We start from the raw sequence: 16,764 nt of genomic DNA, 5'->3' as shown, positions 1-16,764 counted from the left end.
CGCGCGAGGAAGCACCCCGGAAGCGTCCCGGCGTTGAAATGCCCGAAGAGCTGGAATCCCGCTTTCTGCGCGTGGGAAACAAGCTCTATCGCAGCGCCCATGATAAAACGCCCGTCGCGACGATATCGCCCGACCGCATCAAGGCACGCGATGCCAGCGCCCTCCCCGATCTGGTGCGGCTCGCCAAGGCGAATGGCTGGACCTCTCTCAAGATCAACGGCGACCCCGATTTCAAACGAGCCGCCTATTTGGCCGCTGCCGCGCAAGGGATGACGATCGAGGGCTACCGACCGGATGCCAAAACCCGTGCGGCGGCCGAACGGGACCAGGCACGGCAAGCCGGTTCGACCGCTACACGCACTCAGACCCGTCAGGCCGACGACCCGGAGAAGCGGCAGCGGCCCCTACGAACTCCAAACCAAGTTCATGACAGCAAAGAAAAACCCGATCTGCGCCTTGATCTTGCGGAGCTCTTCCGTCGCCAGTCCCATACCGAAAATGCCAAAGACCCGGAACTGCGCCGCGCTCAGAGCCACGTTGCCCACGCAATGTCGATCGCCGCCAATCGCTTCCCCCAGGATGGACAGCGGCAAAAGGCCTTTGTCGACCAGCGCAAGGAAGAAGTGGCTGGCAGGATCGAGCGCGGCGAACGCATCGCTGGTGTACAGATCCGACAGCAGCAGGATGAGCGTGTCCGCTCAATGCAACAGAGTCAGATCCTGCAACGTCAGCGATCGCCAAGCGGCCGCTGAGGGTTGTGGCCTTCTTCAAGACGAGGCGAACAGATGAGTAATATTCCTTCAGATGGATCTAGTCCGGTGGAGATCATCAGCGCAAACGATCAGGGCATTGGCCTGGATGATGGCCTACTTCAGTGGATTGCTCCCTGGTCCACAATCAGCCAGATTACTGTTGCTCTGGTCCCACATCGCGCATCTTCGTTGCTTGTTGCTGCTATTGGTATCGATGACGAACGGGTTGTGGTAGCAGCAGAAGATCAGCCCTTATGGCCCGCGTTGATGGAAGCGCTACATCGCAATCTTCCTGATGTCGAACCGATGGCGATCTGGGAGACCCGGGCCAGAAAAGGTGAAAGCGTCAACGTCATTTACCCATAGGGCTAGGCGAAGGTCCGCCGGTATCTTCTAGCCCCTGGATATTGGTGAAACTGCGCCGGAGCCGCCGGCGGACGCTCCGAACGAGAGCGGCATGGCTCAATAGCGTTCGGAGCGCTGCCCCAGCGATTGAAGACGCCGATCGACCTCAATGTCGGCATCCGCCGCGACTAAGCTGTCGAGCAGTGCCGCGGTGTCATAGCTGGTTGGCCCGGTCGAACCGAAGAGCATCCACAGCAGTTCGAGGGTCTGTCGCGGGAAATTGGCCGGCGCCGTACTGGACTTGATGCTATGGACGCTGCCCGGCCGTCCGGAATATGGTGCGATGTACGGGCGTACCACGGCGAGCGCTGCGGGAAATTGCGCTCCTGCGCCCACCGCCAGTTCCGCCAGATGGATGTTGTTCGCTTCATCGACGAAGCGGCGTTCCTTGGGCCAGAGCTGCTCAAGGAAGGGCTGGACCATTATGGCCCAGGCCTGCTCGACGCTGGCTTCATCGTTATGCATCCAACGGACCAGGACGTCCAACGCAGCCTTCCGGATCTCGCCGGCCACCTCTCGAAGGACCTCACACACTTGGGCTGCCGTGATGCCCCATTGTGGATCCATGTCGCCGCATAGCTCGGCCAAGGCTGGTCGCAGGATGGCGGCTGCAACGGGTTGTGCGCCTCCAATACCCGGACGAGCTTCTCGAACGCCTTTGAGGATGACCTCGGGTATTGCCCGGGTGAGTTCGGGCGTAATAGCACCGTACCGGATGAGGACGGCACGTAATGCCGGCCCCTCCCCGTCTCCATCTAGCCGCGGCGTCAGAATATTGGTCACAAGCGCTTCGTCTGCCGTTAGCAGGAAGGCGATATGCTGGACGAACGTAGCGCGGACATAAGTGCCGGCGCGGCCGGCATCGGCACCGACAACTGCGAGACGCGCACGTTGCCGTTCCCTATTGTCGTCCTCAGCCGCGCGGCTTGCTTCATGCTCCTGGAGGAGAACCCTCGCGAACCTGCCGGCAGCGTTGTTCAGAGCAGCATCCGCGAGGTCGGTGTCTGCGGCAACTTCGCGCTCATCAAGCCGCAGGCAGGCCCAGAGACGATCATACCAATCCTCTCGGCCGGTTAGCCGCAGGCGCGGCCCGAAGAGAAATAAGTCGACCAGTGCGTTCGCGACCGACTTGAGCGCCTCATCGGTCAGCCCGGTCAGCGTCTCCAAGATCTCGACCGCGATGTCCTCGCGGAGCGCCTTGGTGGACTCATCGCCAAAGCTAAGCGACGAAATGAGCGTGTCCCATAGCGCAAGATTGACGGGTGTCAGCGGGGCAGCGGCAAGAGTGTCGAACGCACCTTTCGGGTCCGTGCGGCAATAGGTGCTCCACCCATGCTGCTTCTCGATGTCCGGGCTCATTGCCAGTTCCTGCACGACGCTCAGCCGATCATCGGGCGCAGCGCTCGTGATAGGTGCGATGTCGCCAACAACTTGGCGGACGCCGCCCGTGTAAGACGAGAAGAAGTCTCGATCCTCCAGGCCGCGATCCAGATGCGGCCGGCGAACCTTGATCGCGGCGAGCTCTGTCTTCCCGGCCTCCGATAAGACGCCGGCTGCATCGAGCTGCGACAGACGAAGCCACACCTCATTGTCCCGCGCATGGGCTCGCCAATCGGGTTGGCCTTCGGCAATCGTGTAGCGCGAGAAGAAGGCGTCGCCGGTCTCGAGGATGCGCTGCTCGATCGCGCCGACGAGCGCGGGCTCTGCTTCGGCCGCTCGATCCACCAGAAGCATCGCGATCTCACGGCGGATGTTCCAGAAGCGGGTCTCCTCGAGACCATTCAGGAACCCCATCGCCTCATCGGCTTCGAATGCCCCTTTGTCTCGCATCGCGTGGAGCATGAGCCGCGTACCGATCCGGCCAGGGATGGCGGACCAGAGGGCCGCAATATGCCTTGCTGCCTCTCGGTCTTCGGCAGCCACCTTGGTGAAAGCGGCAACGATGACGCGCACAAGCGGAAGCACGCCACCGTGAAACTCATTCTGCGGATGTTCCTCGACCGACGGAACCGCGAAATCGCTGTCGTCGATATCGCCATGGACCAGGTCGAGATCGACGGCCTGCTCCACGGCCGCCAGCAAGGCGGTGCTGGCGGTTCGCAGAATACGCCGGGCTTCGCCGTCTAACGCCGCGAGCGTTTCCACCAACTCGTTCACGCCGTCGCGATCGTCCCGGCCGAATTCCACGCGGGCGAGATCGCCGAGCCGGCGTGGATCGGCAGCGGCATCGACATCCCCGTCGCCCTCGTCATCTTCGAAACCGCGAAAGGGCCGTCGAAGGCTTAGCACTGGCGTCAGCATCGAAACGGCGCGGCGCACATCCTCTTCGAGAACCAGGCCGGATTCGAGCTTGGCCTTCAGCGAATAGACGTGGCCCTCAAAAGCGTCGGGCCGTGCCGGAGCCGCGTAGGTCAGTTGACGCCAGGCCTTTCGCCAGCCCGGTGCCAAAGCGCCACCTGCCTGGAGGCGGTTTGAGAGCCGTTCGGTGAAAGGCCTTCCGAGCCGCTCCTGCCACTCCACTGCGGTCAGGAAGCGAGCGCGATCGGTGAAGTTGCGAGCGATCCAGGCCGGAACGACCCATTGCGCGTGCTGAGCCGCCCAAAGGTCATTTTCCTGAAAGATGGTGAACCAGCGCGGATCTTCGATCGTGTCTACGGCCGTCGGCCAGGGATCGGCGCCTCCGGAGACGAGCCAGCGCAACTCCGCGAGCATCGGATCCGTCAGATTGCTCGAAGGCTGGGAGAGGATCGCGCGCAGCCGAGCGTCCCGGTTCGCCTTGGGACGCTCCACGAGATCCGCGAGTAGGGCAAGATCCCGCCACAAGGGCGAATGGTCGTGCGCATGGGTGTCCGGATTGACCTTGGAATAAGCGATCGGCGTGACCGCCACGGTGCCCCACGGCTTTTCGGCTTCGACCGGGTCATGCTCGTAGGAGTCGAACGCATAGACCGACCGGAGATCGGGAAACCGGGTACGATCCGCTTCGAGCACATTGAGAAAATAGCGCACGGGAGCATCGCCGGCACTGTAGCCCAAAAGTACGATGGTCTTGCAGCGCGCCAGGTCGAAGAGAAAGCGCGAGGCCCATCCCGATCGCATGTACGCGTCGCCGTAATCGGCGCTCGTCAGCACAAGCGGAGTAGCGTCGAGCGCGAAGGGCGCATCCTCCAGGCGGCCATGCAGATGGATGATGCCAGAAAAGGTGGCGCTGCCCGGCGCCGGAAGAGCCTGACCCGCAAAGCTCTCCCCGACGATATCCGCTGCTGGCTCGAGAGCGGCCATTCCGCGTTCGAGAAGCGTGTCGAAGTTGGTCGTGACGATCAGCACGCGATTGGCGAGGTCGCGCGACAGGCGAAGAACGGTTTTGTGCTGATCGAGGCGCGGATCGGCGGGCACGGAGAGCGCCGCCGCCGCGGCTCGGACCATATGCGATGGCTCAGCGAGGCGACGCGATAGAGAGCCGAGGACTTCTTCGAAACGGTTGCTGTCATAGGCTAGCTGTTCGGACGCATTGATCGGAACACCGAGCGCTTCCGAGACGCTGTCAACGAGCTGCTTGAAGGTCGGCAGTTGCGGCGCGCTGATGCCGGTTCCGCACAGAAAAACGGCATCGCCCGACAGCACCGCGTCGATCAGCGCGGCGGGAAAGAGTGGACCTTGTTCGGAGAAGCGAAGGGACAAGTGCGGATTCCTACGGGTTTAGAAAAGAGTTTAGCAGCCCGGCGGTGTCGGGGCGACGGCCATCGGATAGTCGTGCCACAGGTGCCGTTAGACTATGGAAATTCCAACGCTTGCTGCGAAACGCATGAGCCCAGGCTCGCCAAAGTACATGGCGAAGCCGGGACGCGGTTCCGGCACACCATCGACAAATCGGGCTGGTTCACATTTCCAGCCCCGCGCGTGCGGCCGAATCTCCGATCGCGCCATCCAGGCGATGAGCGTGGGTGCCGAAGCGCTCTGCGACGTGAAATAGGGGATGGCGAGGATCATGTCGTCGTGGAACGCAGTGAGACCTCCGACGTACCCATAGCTCGCTTTGTCGGTCTTCGCGTCGCTGGCATATTTGCCTTTGACCTGCACCGGCCGCACGATCGTCGTACCCTCGCTAGGGCGGCTCACTATCATGTCGAAGCCCTTGTCGCGCCGCGGGAAATAAATGTCCCAGCCGGCGTCGGCCAGTACGCCGGCGACATACATCTCGGCAAAATAATCCCGCGTGCGCGAGGATCCTGTGGGGAGAGCATCCGGTGCAACTTCGTCCATTCAAACTCCGATCATTAGGCACCTTCCCGCGCGCCGCGCTCGAGCGCTTCGATGGCTCAGACGCTGAAGAAAGTGCGTGGCATCTTCCGGGCGAGAAACGTGAGCGGGTTGGAATGGCTGATCACATATTCCGGCCACTCCGCAGCGAGCGCTTCTGCCCGTGGTCCCACGACGCTTCGGCTCCGCGAGACGTTTTGCATCGCCGCGTCGTAGAAATAATCGATCAGCGCAATTACAGCTAGGGCGCCGAGAACCGCCGGTACAGTTAGGCGCCTATCTCATTCGATCAGGCGGGGCTCGATTGAAAGGTTTTGATTTCCCCTGCCCTTCGCGTTGCTGGTCTCGCAAATTGCGCAGACGCTCCACTGCATCCTTCAGTACACGATCAGGCACGGTTTCAATAGTCGGTCGATCTTTCAGGAACGCACGCAGCTCGCGCGCAAGAGCCTGGTCGCGCGGATCGCCAGTTCGATCGAAACCATCCGCGGCCTTTTCATACTGCTGGCGGGTGATTTCCCAACGCTCCTTCGCGCGAGCGACAAAGCGCGGAGATTCCGCTTTGCCGCTCGCGATGGCCATCGCCTCGCGCGCCTGACGCAAATCGGCCTCGGTGGGCTGCCGTGACGCACCCTGCCGGATTTTCTCCCGCATCTGTGCAAGAGCCATGCTCGTGCCTGCCCTGCCCTGCCCGCGCGTCCAGCGCGGCGTCGCCTCGCACTCCACGCCCCGGCAGCGTAGGGCATCGGCAAACGCCTCCCGGAAATTGAACAGATCTTCACGCCGGGGATCGAAACGCTCACCGTCCAGCCCCTCGGCTTGGATCGTCAGATGCACATGGGGCCTGGGCGTATCGGTGTGCAGCGCCATCAGATAATCATGATTCTCGCCGAGCATCCGCTCGGCCGTCTCCCGCACGGCCTGCCGCACCGTCTCCGGGTTCGTCCCCTCCGGCATCGAAAACACCATTGAGACAGCGGACACGGTCGCACGCTGCCGCCAGTAGAGCGGATCGGACCACTCCTGCGCGATCTGCTGGACCTCGCCCTTTTCGGTAATGATTTCACCGTCGCGGGTCTCGATCGGAATCTCACCATTGCGGCCGATATAGTTCAGATGGGCGCCCAGATGGTCCGCGCCCTTCTTACGTCCCGTGACTTTCACCAGAACTTCCGGCGCCTTGCGCACCACGCGGGCCAGGACGGCACGAGCATCCGCGTAGGGCGGCCCGGCATGCGCCGCCGGCTTGAACGGGCCGGTCTGGTTCAGGAGATGCTTGGCATATTTGATATTGGGGTCGCCGGACACGCGCGGCCGAAACGTCGGCTTCAGCACGCCCCACAATTCATCCTCGCGCTCACCGAAGGCCATCAGTCGGCGACCTCCCAATAAGAAAGATCGCCGCGCAACGCTTCGCCCAGCGCGGCAATCTGCTCATTGATGTCCTGACGCATCTCCGTGATGCGGCGAAGCTCGCGTTCGATCTGCAAGCCGCTGTCGGCCATCATCGCCGCATTACCCGCCCTCATGGCCTGGTTGAGATTGCGGCCGATGCGCTGCAATTGCATCCGAACAGGACCAAGGCTTTCGCGAAGGCCATCGTCCACATTTCCCTTCAAGCCAATGTGGCGGCGCAGCAGTGCCTTCACCCACCCTGCCCTGTCGGTTCCCCGCTCGGCCGCGCGGGCATCCAGAACAGTCAACTCGGCATCAGTGACACGAAAGGAAACGCGATTGGTCGCCGGCTCCGCTCGGGCCTGCACCTTCGGCGCGTCGCCGGCCTGCCGCATCGCCTGATCCAACAAGGATCGAAGGAGCGCGCTGCGCCCTCCCCTTCCCTCGGCAAGGGCGTCGAAAGCGTCGAGCGTGGCCCGATCCAGGCGGACCGTCATGCTCGTCTTGCCTTCGGTGGAGGTTGGTGCGGTTGCCATCATCGTCCTCATCTGCGAGGCTAATGTAAGACAATGGCAACCACAACCCCTATCCTGCCCTAAACAACCTCCACAAAATATCATTCGAATCTGTGGCTCGGGCCACAGCCTCCTATCACTCCATGATGATTGGAAAACGCGGAAAAGAATGCTGTGCTCGGTTAACTGTCAAATTGGACCGTACGCACCTTTGACTCGCCCTCGAATTGCACCACTGCCTCTAGCAAGCGCGCCATCCGTCCGTCGATATCAATGAACCGTTCACCGCAGACTTTATTATCAGCCGGGATTACTGACTCCGACGGTTGATGGTGCGTGGGCGACGGAGCGACAGGCTCATCAGCGGGCGGCGATGGACGGGCACGTCCATTCTCCACGCTCTCATCCGACTGCGGTGTCACGGAGCGCGAAAAAGCCTCGCAGGCAGCTACCGTCAACGAACCAAGAGGCGCATCGTCGAGGAAGATGCGTACGCCTGCCGCATCATGCAGGGCCGCTTTCATCAAAGCGACCGCACCACGAACAGGCAGGTCATCCAGTCTGGCAGCGATGAAGTCCGGTGCGGATGCCAAGCCATGCAACCGTGATAGTCGCGCACGATCTCGACCCGTGGCGCGGGCTAGATCCGCTATGCTCGTCCCGGCAGCGACCTGCCCTGCAATAAACGCAATCATGTCTCGAACAGAAAGCTCTTCGCGTTGATCGTTCTCAATGAACTGGTCGATACGCACCTGAACGGGATCGGATACCTCGCGGACGATAACGCTGACTTTGCGACCAAGCTTGTGGCAGGCTCGCCACCGCCGCTCTCCAAACTGGATCATGTAGCGGCCGTCATCACCGGGGGGTGCCACGATGATGGGTTGTAACTGCCCCCGCGCGCTGATCGTCTCAGCCAATGCGTCGATTTCGCTTGGGTTGATCGCGCGGCGTACGTTCTCTGGATCAGGATATACGTCCGCGGGGTCGAGGGTCAGCACCCTCCCCTGTTGGGCAACCTCATCCTTCGCCGCGAAGATATCGAAATCGCCAAAGTCCATCAGGCCGCGATCCTCTCCATCGCTTCTTCCAGAAATGCACGCATAGGGGGAAGTGACGACCGCACGTCCTTATCAAACCTCCACACCGGAACGCCCGCCTGAACAGCTTGGCTGTAATGCGAACGGTCGGGGAGATGGGTCGAAAAAAGGTTGCGACCAATCTTGGCCTTCAAGTCCGCAAGCATCGCGATTTGGTTTCGATCATTAGCCTTCACCCGGTTTGCGATCAGGCCCGCGATCCGGATTGGGGTACGCCGCCCCCGCTGGTTGACCGTCTGGATCGAATTGGAGAGTTGCTTGGTCGAGTCAGGTCCGAAAGGCCCCAACTCGACTGGCACGATCAGGTCATCACATACCATCAGCGCCGCGAAGTTAATCCAGCTCCAGGCAGGAGGCGTGTCGATCACGCAATAGTCATAAGCATCAGTCAGCGCCGGAAAGTTCGCTCGGAAGCTACTCAGCGCCTTTCCGAAATCCGCATCATACTCGCCTGTCAGATCATTGGAGTAGATTCCGCGACGGCACCCCACCGGAGCGGTAAAGCCGGCGTCAAAGAGTTGCTTGCACGAACCTAAGGGCTCGAAATCGCGCAATGCAGCGGAAGCGTTGCGTTGGCGGTCGAGATCCAGCACGAGAACCCGATGTCCGGCGTCAGCGAGGTGCCACGCAAGGTGGCAGGCGATTGTGGTCTTCCCCGCCCCACCCTTCTCGATGTTCACCGCGATCGTTTTCACCGCCGTTCATCCCACCACGAGCGTCGAGCGAACCACCACGTCTCTTCATCCTCATTGCGGATGCGTGGCTCTGCTCCCCTGTCTCGCGCGCTGAGGATCATCAGCACGATGAGGACAAGGAAGATAAGACCGGCTTGAGCGATCCCACTCACCTAGCGCCTCCCGACTTGCTCCACTTCTGGACGGCTACGCAGTTGCGCTGCTAGAACCGGTCCAAATGCAGAAAAGCCAAACTGCGCCTACCCTTCAATGGCTTATCGCTCTCAATCGGCTTAACCGACCACCTTCCACGCTGAAATGTGGAGCGGAGCGGATCAGGAGTCCTCTGGCCACCGCGACCACCTTCCACCCGACCGAGGACGGGCTGCTGGGAGCCGCGCACGGCGGCCCCCAGCATTCTCACCGGTGGGCCAGATCTGCGTCATTGGCCTTGGCAAGTACTGCGAAGCCGTCAGCAATCAGTTCGACGGTGTATCGTTTGCCCTCTGGGGCATCATACGAGTTCTGGCGGACCCGCCCGGCGATATGGACCATGTCACCCTTCTCGGCCTTTGCAGCGCGTTCGATCAACCGGCCAAACAGCGTCACTTCATTCCAATGTGTGTCGGTGATCCATTCGCCATTGTCCTGCCGATTGTAATTTGCGGCGACAGAAACCTTGGTGACCTTGTCGAGCTCGGCAATTTTTCCGATGCGACCGATGATGCGAAATTCAGCAATGTTCTGCATTTGGCTAACTCCACTCGATCAGGATAATTCCTGATGGGGACGAACAGGAAGCGGGATCGACGCGATCAAGAGAAAAAACGGAGGGTCCACCTGTGGAAGCCGTAGCCCACAAGGGCGGTTATTCTCTTGATCGCATAGGCGGCGCCGCGACCACATCCCCATTTGAAACAGGAATTTTTTGGTCGAGCAACCAAGGTTAGTCCGGCTGAACTTGTTGAAACGTCATCTCGTCTTTTCGCATCTGCCTATGCCGTCTGCGAGATTGGGCCACAGGCAGCCGCTGGCTGCCACCGCCTATGTCAGACTGCCGCGCCCTCCGCCGCAGGCATGATCCGGCGCATAAACGCATCGAATAGTGGCACGGTGAATGCGGTTTGCCCGTAGCCAGGCGTGTAGATCATACCCTTGGCCACCAGTGACGCGCGCACAGGGCCGAACGAGGAGGGTTTGCGCCCCAAATGATCGGCAACGGCTGTTGAACTGTAAGGCCCCTCCCCCAGATCTGCCATGGCTCGCAGGTAACGCTTCTCTGATGGAGTGAGACGATCAAACCGGACCCGGAAGAAGCTTTCATCAAGAGCTGCGATGGCGGTGGGGTATGCAAGGTCGACGTCGTGGGCAGTGATCGGGCAGGTATCGGCAGCTTCCCAGCACTGCTTACCCCATTCCTGGAGGAAATAGGGATAGCCCTGCGTCACTGACAATATTTTTGCCACCGCATCTGGCTCGATGCCGCACTCTTCAAACTCTATCGGATGTACGATCGCGGCTGTTGCTGCGTCATCATCGAGCGGGCCAATGCTGGTAAAAAGAAAGAGCCGCTCGGCGTAAGATTTGGCCTTCCCCATCTGTCCTGCCAGTTGCGGTAGGCCGGCAGCTACCAACGTGATTGGCCGTTCGTTCTGTCGAGCGCGATGCAGCGCGGTGATGAGAGCAGCGAGTTCGCGCTCCTGTACATATTGCAGTTCGTCAATGAACAGAACGACCGCGGTGTTGCGCTCTGCGGCGGCAGCTCCGACTAAATCGATGAGATCGATAAGGTCGGATTCGAGATCGCCATTATCTGCAACGCCTATCTCGCCCAGATCAAGTGAGGCCTCAAGTTCGCCGTAGCTGAGTTTGAAGGCTTTCACGAAACGAGCGAGAGCACCCAACCCTCGTTTTGCGACGGTCATCGCCGCCTGTCCTCGATCGAGTTTGAGCAGGGCAGTGCGAAGGGCTGGCACGAGCATGGCAGGCAGGGATTGCCCTTCGGGTGCCTCGATAGGCACGCATTGAATGCCCTCGCCTTCCGCTGCCCGGCGCATCTCGTTCAACAGGACTGTTTTGCCGACACCCCGCAACCCCATCAGGATACTGCTTTGGGCGTGGCGTCCATTGCGGATGCGATCGAGGGCAATGGAAACAGCTTCCAGGACGGTTTCTCGGCCCGCAAGTTCTGGGGGACGGCTGCCTGCACCTGGCGCGAAGGGATTACGACGGGGATCCATATGTAGGAGATTTATGGCATTCTACGCGATCTGTATAGAACCATTTAATTTTCGTAGAGGCTGCGGCATGATTCTGTCGGACTTCTCTCTTTCCGCGTCCTAGGGTCTGTTAACGCGGCTTTGAACGAAGCGTCCCTTGTGAGCCCGTGCCCAGTGTACTCGCCAGTCTATGCCCCTTCCCTCGTTCAGCGTTGGTCGGGTTCAACTGTCCAGCGATGGTCGTCATCGACGATCGCGAATCGGGCGATGATGTTCAAAGAATCATTCTATAAAAACGCCGCTGCCCCGCAGCGGAAGGATTCGTGATTCAAAAGATTCTAATTCAGGTCCACAAAAGCGACGCTTTTACAATGTGATAGACGGTTTTACCTGACCTGCCGGGGGAGTTTGGCTGACCGATCGGGGGCTGTAGCCTGCCCTCTTGGGGGATCATTCCTGACCCGATGGGGCAATCCTGACCTCTTGGGGACCGCGCCGTTTCAACTCCTCGCCAAGCCGATTTGATGTCGAATTAGGAGCAAAAATGCGCGCGGAAAGCAAGTTGATCGACCGCTCCCTACGTAAAACGCGACTCGGCGAAACTGCTGGCATTTCGGTGTCGATCACCGTGATTCTATCCTGACCGCTTGGGGGTGGTGAGAAGGGATTCTATCCTGACCTGACTTGACGGATGAGGTCAGGTCAGGCAGCAAACATGCTCCGAAGACTCAGTTTCGATTGAATATATGGCATGGAAACGGATGCTGGCCAAATAACAGACGCAGTTGAAGATGCGACGGAGGAAGCAACGCCCGGTCGCGCAATGCGCGTTGCGGCTGCTTTGCGGGCCAAAGGCGGCGATGAGTTCGCAAAGCCGGGTAACATAATTGAAGTTAAGTTCGTCAAGGGCGAGTCCCTGAGTCTGACGGCATCCCGGCTGCTGGCGCTCATGATTTTAACGGCCGGAGGTGATGCTTGGGAAGACAAGCCGCACCGAATGCGCAAAGCCGACATTCGCCGTGGCCACAAAGGCAATGAGCGCATCACAGACATGCTTCAGGAACTGCATCGGACGCTGTTCGCGGTCGATGATCGATCGTGGCGCGGGAAGAAGGCCACGTTGCTGTTCTCGCTGATCTCCCGCTCTCGGGAGGAGACGGAGGAGGATGGCGGCGAAGCCGGCTGGATAGAGTGGGAATTCACGCCCGACGCGCGCAAGATGATTCAGGCTTCGGAGACCTATGCCGTGCTGAACCGGCAAGCGGTCCTGGGGTTCCGTTCAAACTATGCGTTGAAGCTCTACGAGCTTGGTGCACTGCGCTTGCATCGCAGACAGGCGACTTGGAAAGGGGACATGGCAGCACTGCGTGCAGCCCTCGGTATTCCACCGGAAGTTTACACCGATTTCGCGCAGTTGCGGCGCAAGGTCCTTGAGAAGGCGAAGGCCGAGATCGACCAGCTCGCGCATTTCCGTGTTGAGTGGCGGGAAATACGGCAGGGCCGAACCGTCGCGGAGATCGAGTTTAGGTTCGAGCCGAAGGGCGCGCCGGAGGTCATCGAGACCGTAGACGAGCTCGATCGGCATTCGAGCGGGCGAAAGCAACGGCGCGACGGCACGGTCGAGACCTTGACGGTAGGGCAGGGGAGCGTTGCCGCGCCCCTAAAGGCTATCGCCAAGCGTAAGGCGGACGAGCAGATGTTTCCCACCGGGTCGATCCGATTTGGGCATGACGACCTGGTTGCGATCGGTCGCCAGCATGGGGGGGGCTGGGATATCGATCTGATCGCTTCTGGTTTTCGTGACCATATGGGCGAGAGATTGGAAAAGGTGCGGGGCGCAAAATTGATCTCCGCTTGGACCGGATTTTGCGAGGGTTGGGTGACCCGAAGGGGCAGGGCGAGCTAAAAATTGCACGCGTGCAATTTCTTGATCCCCCATCGAGTCAGGATAGCTCCGCGAACGGCTCCGAACTCTCCGGAACGATACCCTGACTTTCGAAATATCCGAAAATATTGACCAAAAAGCGCAAGTGCGTGTACCGTGGCCCAGATTTCGAAAGGCGGGCATGTGTCGAACGAACTAGCAATAGAGGGCGCCGAGCGATTGGTGTCGGTGGCGACCCTCGCGAACCGGACAGCGTCGGTTCTCGAAAAACTCCGTGATTCCGCCAGAAGCGCCCGTGCCGACGATCGCCGCGAGCCGACCTTCACGATCACAAAGGCGGCTGAGCTCGTTGGACGAACCGCAGCGGCGATTCGCGATGCCGAGAAGGACGGACGGCTTCCGGAGCCCGCGCGGACTGATAATAATCGCCGCGAAAGATACACGCTGGCACAGCTAAACGACATGCGCGGTGTCTTTGGAACGAGGCCTTATCGTAGCCCGGAAGATCCCTGCTGCGTCGTAGCCGTCCAAAACTTCAAGGGGGGCGTTGGCAAATCGACCGTGGCCGTTCACCTTGCTCAATATCTCGCCATTCGCGGCTATCGGGTGGCACTGGTTGATTGCGATAGCCAGGCCTCGGCGACGACGCTTTTCGGCTACGTGCCTGACCTCGATCTGGATGAGGATGATACGCTCTATCCGTTCTTGAGGGAGGGCGAACGATCCTCGCTCGACTACGCTTTGCGGAAGACCCATTTTGACGGCCTCGAGTTGATCCCGGCGAACCTTCGACTGTTCCAGTCGGAGTATGAGCTGGCGGCGCGAATGGCGCGGGAAAGCGGAGCGTTGCTGGACCGCTTGCGCGAAGGGATCAATAGCATCGCCGATCGCTTTGACGTCATCGTGATGGATCCGCCCCCGGCACTCGGCGCGATCTCGCTTTCAGTGCTGAGAGCCGCGAACGCGCTCGTTGTACCCGTGCCGCCGACGGTGATGGATTTCTCGTCCACGGCCGCGTTCCTTTCGATGCTTGATGAGACGATCGAGCAGCTAGCGGAGCGGGACCTCGCGCCGGAATTGCAGTTCCTCCGGTTCGTCGCTTCGAAGGTCGACGAGAACAAGTCGATGCAGAAAGAACTGCTGAACTTGATGCGGACGCTGTTCGGTCATGCGATGCTTCGGACACCGCTGAAAGACTCCGCTGAAATAGACAATGCGACCGCGAGGTTGATGACGGTGTATGAGCTGGACGGTCCTGCCACGAGCTCGTCGGTGCGCAATCGCTGCCTCGCTTATCTGGACGGTGTGAACGCTGAAATTGAAGTGGATATCCGGTCAATGTGGCCAAGCCATCAGAAGCGTTTGCGCCAGGAGGCACTGGCATGAAAATGCGAAATTGCACGCGTGCAATTTCGACGGGTAGGAGGCTCGCATGAGCAAGAAGAACAGCGGATTTGCGGCCGATCTGACCGCCGGAATTGACCTTACGAGCGAGGCCGCACCACGCCGATCTGGCATCGCAACCAACGTTCTCACGGGACGGTCGAACAGAATCGCGGAGCTCGCGTCCGGGGCCGTCCAGACCAGGACGCACGAGCTTGTCGACCCCGCACGATGCAGAATGTGGGCGGGCCATAATCGCGATTATGCGCTATTGAACGAGCAGCGCTGCGAAGATCTGATCGAGAGCATCAAGGCGCAGGGCAAGCAGGAGATGCCGGCGATCGTCCGGCGTGTCTCCGGAGATCCGGATTTCGATTTCGAGGTAATCTGCGGGGCACGTCGGCATTGGTCGATAACCTGGCTTCGGGCGCACAATTATCCAGAGTTCAAATTCCTCATCGACGTCCGCGAGATCGGCGACGAAGAGGCGTTTCGGCTCGCGGACCTGGAAAACCGTGCCCGTGACGACCTGACCGATTTGGAGCGGGCGAAAGACTATCTGCGTGCCCTCGATACCTATTATGATGGCCGGCAGCGGACTATGGCCGAGCGGCTCAAGGTGACCGAGAGCTGGCTCAGCCGCTATCTCGATCTGGCGCGAATTCCTGACGCGCTTCTCGTGGCGTTCCCGGAACCGCAGGAACTGGGTATCCGCAATGTGATCGCCCTGAAGGCGTTGCTGAAACCAGACGAGAAGCGCGCGCTCGCCTTTGCGGAGGCCAAGCGCCTCGCCGGGCAGCAGAGGGATAGTGCGAAAGTTCTCACCGTGGTTGAAACCATCAGATTGCTGACTGTGGCCGCAGACCCCCCCAAGAGGTCAGGATCCCCCAAGAAGTCAGGAAAGCCTCAAACCGTGTCGAATGCCGACGGAAAGCCCGTCATGCGGATCGATGGTGCCGATCGTAAGGGAGTCCGACTGACACTCTTGCACAAGAGCGGCGCGACCCGTGAGGACGCGGAGAAGGCGGTCCGGGAGATATTGGACCTTCACTGGTTGTGACTAGCGGCTGCTTGCGGTCAGAAGCTTCCGAGCACCTTGCGGCGAAACGCTGAGCAGCCGCGCGACGGCCTTGGGTTGAAGACCGGGATAGGCGATCTGCAAGCGGGACAGGAGCGGAGCTCGGCTGCGCTTGGTCGCCTGTGTCCCGGTCCGGATGCTTGCCTCCTCTCGTTCGATCCAGTCGAGATCACGAAGACCAGCATGGATTGCCTTGCGAAGAGCGCGTTCCAGCACGTCTGCGAGGGCCACGGGGGAGGGCGGCAGGAATTTTGGCAGCAGCACCAGGGAGGGGATGACCCGCATCGTCATGCCCGCGCGGTGAAGCATGCGGGGCAGGGCGGCGGCAATCAGCCAATTGCGATCACGGGCACGAGGTGGGAGATCGAGCGATCGACCATCAATGGCGACGACCTCGGACCCATCACCGGAGGACGGTTCGGTTAGCGCGACCAGCTCAAACACCCGTTGGGCAATGGCGAGCAGATCGGCGCGCGCGAATGGAAGATCGACGGCATCGCGGACCGTGCGCCACATCGGCCCGAAGTAGGCAAGGTCGTCGCTCCCGTACGCTTCGGCCTCGGCGCGATCATCCAATACGGAGCGCAGCACATTGAGCGTGGCGCGCAGGACCGGGTCGCGGGTATCTTCATCGCGGCTGATGGCGAGGTGGAAGACGGCCGACACCGAGATGGGGTCGTTCAGGCCCTCAGAGGCGCGGGGAGGGGGGCCACGCCCTGCTATCCAGTCGTGTAGGTCTCGCACCTCGATCGGGACACCGGCTAGCCCTGCAAGCGCCACGGCGCCGTCAAGCCGGGCCCGCGCCAGGAAAATGTCTGTGGCTGGGCTGTTCTGCAGCCGTCCGTCGAGGCGGCCGAGCAGCAGCATCGTCCGCGCCAGTTCGGGGGTATCGTGCTTTTCCATCGGTCGGGACATGCCAGAATGAGAAACCAAAGTCAGCCGTTGGTTTCTCGCTCATGGACTGTCCGAAAATGGACATATGATAATTGCACTTATCACATAAGCGGAATTGACCCCTCTTTGGGGTCGGTACATAGAACGGACCCAGATATACGCTAAGGTTTCTCCGGACCTTCGACGGCGTGCATCTGGCGAAGG

15 protein-coding genes are annotated in these 16,764 nt (G+C 60.5%); 5 read left to right on the top strand and 10 right to left on the bottom strand.

Annotated elements, in window-relative coordinates; genetic code table 11:
• Positions 1-38 precede the first annotated feature (38 nt).
• A complete protein-coding gene (locus AAC640_RS15505; protein WP_340267859.1) occupies positions 39-752 on the top strand; it encodes an LPD7 domain-containing protein in 714 nt (237 codons plus the stop codon).
• A 33-nt stretch (positions 753-785) separates the two neighbouring features.
• Entirely contained in the window at positions 786-1,118 is a 333-nt protein-coding gene (locus AAC640_RS15500; protein WP_340267857.1) for a hypothetical protein, read from the top strand.
• A gap of 96 nt (positions 1,119-1,214) precedes the next feature.
• On the opposite strand, the gene AAC640_RS15495 is transcribed toward AAC640_RS15500, so the two are convergent.
• The 9 genes from AAC640_RS15495 to AAC640_RS15455 form a co-directional block, all read right to left on the bottom strand.
• Positions 1,215-4,838 carry an SIR2 family protein gene (locus tag AAC640_RS15495; RefSeq protein WP_340267855.1) on the bottom strand — a complete coding sequence of 1,208 codons (3,624 nt, stop codon included), beginning with the start codon at positions 4,836-4,838 and terminating at the stop codon, positions 1,215-1,217.
• 87 nt (positions 4,839-4,925) lie between these two features.
• The gene (locus AAC640_RS15490; protein ID WP_340267853.1) at positions 4,926-5,420 is read right to left on the bottom strand and encodes a hypothetical protein; all 495 of its coding nucleotides are present in this window, start codon (positions 5,418-5,420) and stop codon (positions 4,926-4,928) included.
• A gap of 273 nt (positions 5,421-5,693) precedes the next feature.
• Positions 5,694-6,788 (bottom strand): relaxase/mobilization nuclease domain-containing protein, encoded by a 1,095-nt coding sequence (locus tag AAC640_RS15485; protein ID WP_340267851.1) that lies wholly within the window; start codon positions 6,786-6,788, stop codon positions 5,694-5,696.
• On the bottom strand, positions 6,788-7,348 hold the full coding sequence (locus AAC640_RS15480; protein WP_340267849.1) for a hypothetical protein: 561 nt from the start codon (positions 7,346-7,348) through the stop codon (positions 6,788-6,790). The genes AAC640_RS15485 and AAC640_RS15480 overlap by 1 nt, the downstream gene beginning before the upstream one ends.
• A gap of 161 nt (positions 7,349-7,509) precedes the next feature.
• On the bottom strand, positions 7,510-8,388 hold the full coding sequence (locus AAC640_RS15475) for a ParB/RepB/Spo0J family partition protein (protein WP_340267847.1): 879 nt from the start codon (positions 8,386-8,388) through the stop codon (positions 7,510-7,512).
• Positions 8,388-9,122, bottom strand: coding sequence for a ParA family protein (locus tag AAC640_RS15470; protein ID WP_340267845.1), 735 nt, complete (start codon positions 9,120-9,122; stop codon positions 8,388-8,390). Before AAC640_RS15470 ends, AAC640_RS15475 begins: the two co-directional genes overlap by 1 nt.
• Entirely contained in the window at positions 9,119-9,274 is a 156-nt protein-coding gene (locus tag AAC640_RS15465) for a hypothetical protein (RefSeq protein ID WP_340267843.1), read from the bottom strand. The genes AAC640_RS15470 and AAC640_RS15465 overlap by 4 nt, the downstream gene beginning before the upstream one ends.
• 247 nt (positions 9,275-9,521) lie before the next feature.
• Complete coding sequence (locus AAC640_RS15460) at positions 9,522-9,851, bottom strand: single-stranded DNA-binding protein (RefSeq protein WP_184476789.1); 330 nt, start codon at positions 9,849-9,851, stop codon at positions 9,522-9,524.
• A 299-nt stretch (positions 9,852-10,150) separates the two neighbouring features.
• Positions 10,151-11,341, bottom strand: coding sequence for an AAA family ATPase (locus tag AAC640_RS15455; RefSeq protein ID WP_340267840.1), 1,191 nt, complete (start codon positions 11,339-11,341; stop codon positions 10,151-10,153).
• Positions 11,342-12,143: 802 nt separating this feature from the next.
• On the opposite strand from AAC640_RS15455, the gene AAC640_RS15450 reads away from it, so the two are divergent.
• The 3 genes from AAC640_RS15450 to AAC640_RS15440 all read left to right on the top strand — a co-directional run bounded on the left by AAC640_RS15450 (position 12,144) and on the right by AAC640_RS15440 (position 15,648).
• Complete coding sequence (locus AAC640_RS15450; RefSeq protein ID WP_422795006.1) at positions 12,144-13,226, top strand: replication initiation protein; 1,083 nt, start codon at positions 12,144-12,146, stop codon at positions 13,224-13,226.
• A gap of 162 nt (positions 13,227-13,388) precedes the next feature.
• The gene (locus AAC640_RS15445; RefSeq protein WP_184476795.1) at positions 13,389-14,591 is read left to right on the top strand and encodes an AAA family ATPase; all 1,203 of its coding nucleotides are present in this window, start codon (positions 13,389-13,391) and stop codon (positions 14,589-14,591) included.
• Between the two features lie 46 nt (positions 14,592-14,637).
• The gene (locus AAC640_RS15440; RefSeq protein WP_340267834.1) at positions 14,638-15,648 is read left to right on the top strand and encodes a ParB/RepB/Spo0J family partition protein; all 1,011 of its coding nucleotides are present in this window, start codon (positions 14,638-14,640) and stop codon (positions 15,646-15,648) included.
• Here the strand turns inward: AAC640_RS15440 and AAC640_RS15435 are convergent, their stop codons facing one another.
• On the bottom strand, positions 15,649-16,569 hold the full coding sequence (locus tag AAC640_RS15435) for a hypothetical protein (protein WP_340267832.1): 921 nt from the start codon (positions 16,567-16,569) through the stop codon (positions 15,649-15,651).
• Positions 16,570-16,764: the final 195 nt, after the last annotated feature.

It is taken from the genome of Sphingobium mellinum (assembly GCF_037860795.1).
Lineage (GTDB): Bacteria > Pseudomonadota > Alphaproteobacteria > Sphingomonadales > Sphingomonadaceae > Sphingobium > Sphingobium mellinum.
This window is presented reverse-complemented; position numbering and strand designations above follow the sequence as displayed.

Bases quoted from the DNA above. Each gene is read 5' to 3' on its own strand.
- AAC640_RS15505 (WP_340267859.1), top strand. From the start codon at position 39: ATGCCCGAAGAGCTGGAATCCCGCTTTCTGCGCGTGGGAAACAAGCTC.
- AAC640_RS15500 (WP_340267857.1), top strand. From the start codon at position 786: ATGAGTAATATTCCTTCAGATGGATCTAGTCCGGTGGAGATCATCAGC.
- AAC640_RS15490 (WP_340267853.1), bottom strand. From the start codon at position 5,420: ATGGACGAAGTTGCACCGGATGCTCTCCCCACAGGATCCTCGCGCACG.
- AAC640_RS15485 (WP_340267851.1), bottom strand. From the start codon at position 6,788: ATGGCCTTCGGTGAGCGCGAGGATGAATTGTGGGGCGTGCTGAAGCCG.
- AAC640_RS15480 (WP_340267849.1), bottom strand. From the start codon at position 7,348: ATGGCAACCGCACCAACCTCCACCGAAGGCAAGACGAGCATGACGGTC.
- AAC640_RS15475 (WP_340267847.1), bottom strand. From the start codon at position 8,388: ATGGACTTTGGCGATTTCGATATCTTCGCGGCGAAGGATGAGGTTGCC.
- AAC640_RS15460 (WP_184476789.1), bottom strand. From the start codon at position 9,851: ATGCAGAACATTGCTGAATTTCGCATCATCGGTCGCATCGGAAAAATT.
- AAC640_RS15455 (WP_340267840.1), bottom strand. From the start codon at position 11,341: ATGGATCCCCGTCGTAATCCCTTCGCGCCAGGTGCAGGCAGCCGTCCC.
- AAC640_RS15450 (WP_422795006.1), top strand. From the start codon at position 12,144: ATGCGCGTTGCGGCTGCTTTGCGGGCCAAAGGCGGCGATGAGTTCGCA.
- AAC640_RS15440 (WP_340267834.1), top strand. From the start codon at position 14,638: ATGAGCAAGAAGAACAGCGGATTTGCGGCCGATCTGACCGCCGGAATT.
- AAC640_RS15435 (WP_340267832.1), bottom strand. From the start codon at position 16,569: ATGGAAAAGCACGATACCCCCGAACTGGCGCGGACGATGCTGCTGCTC.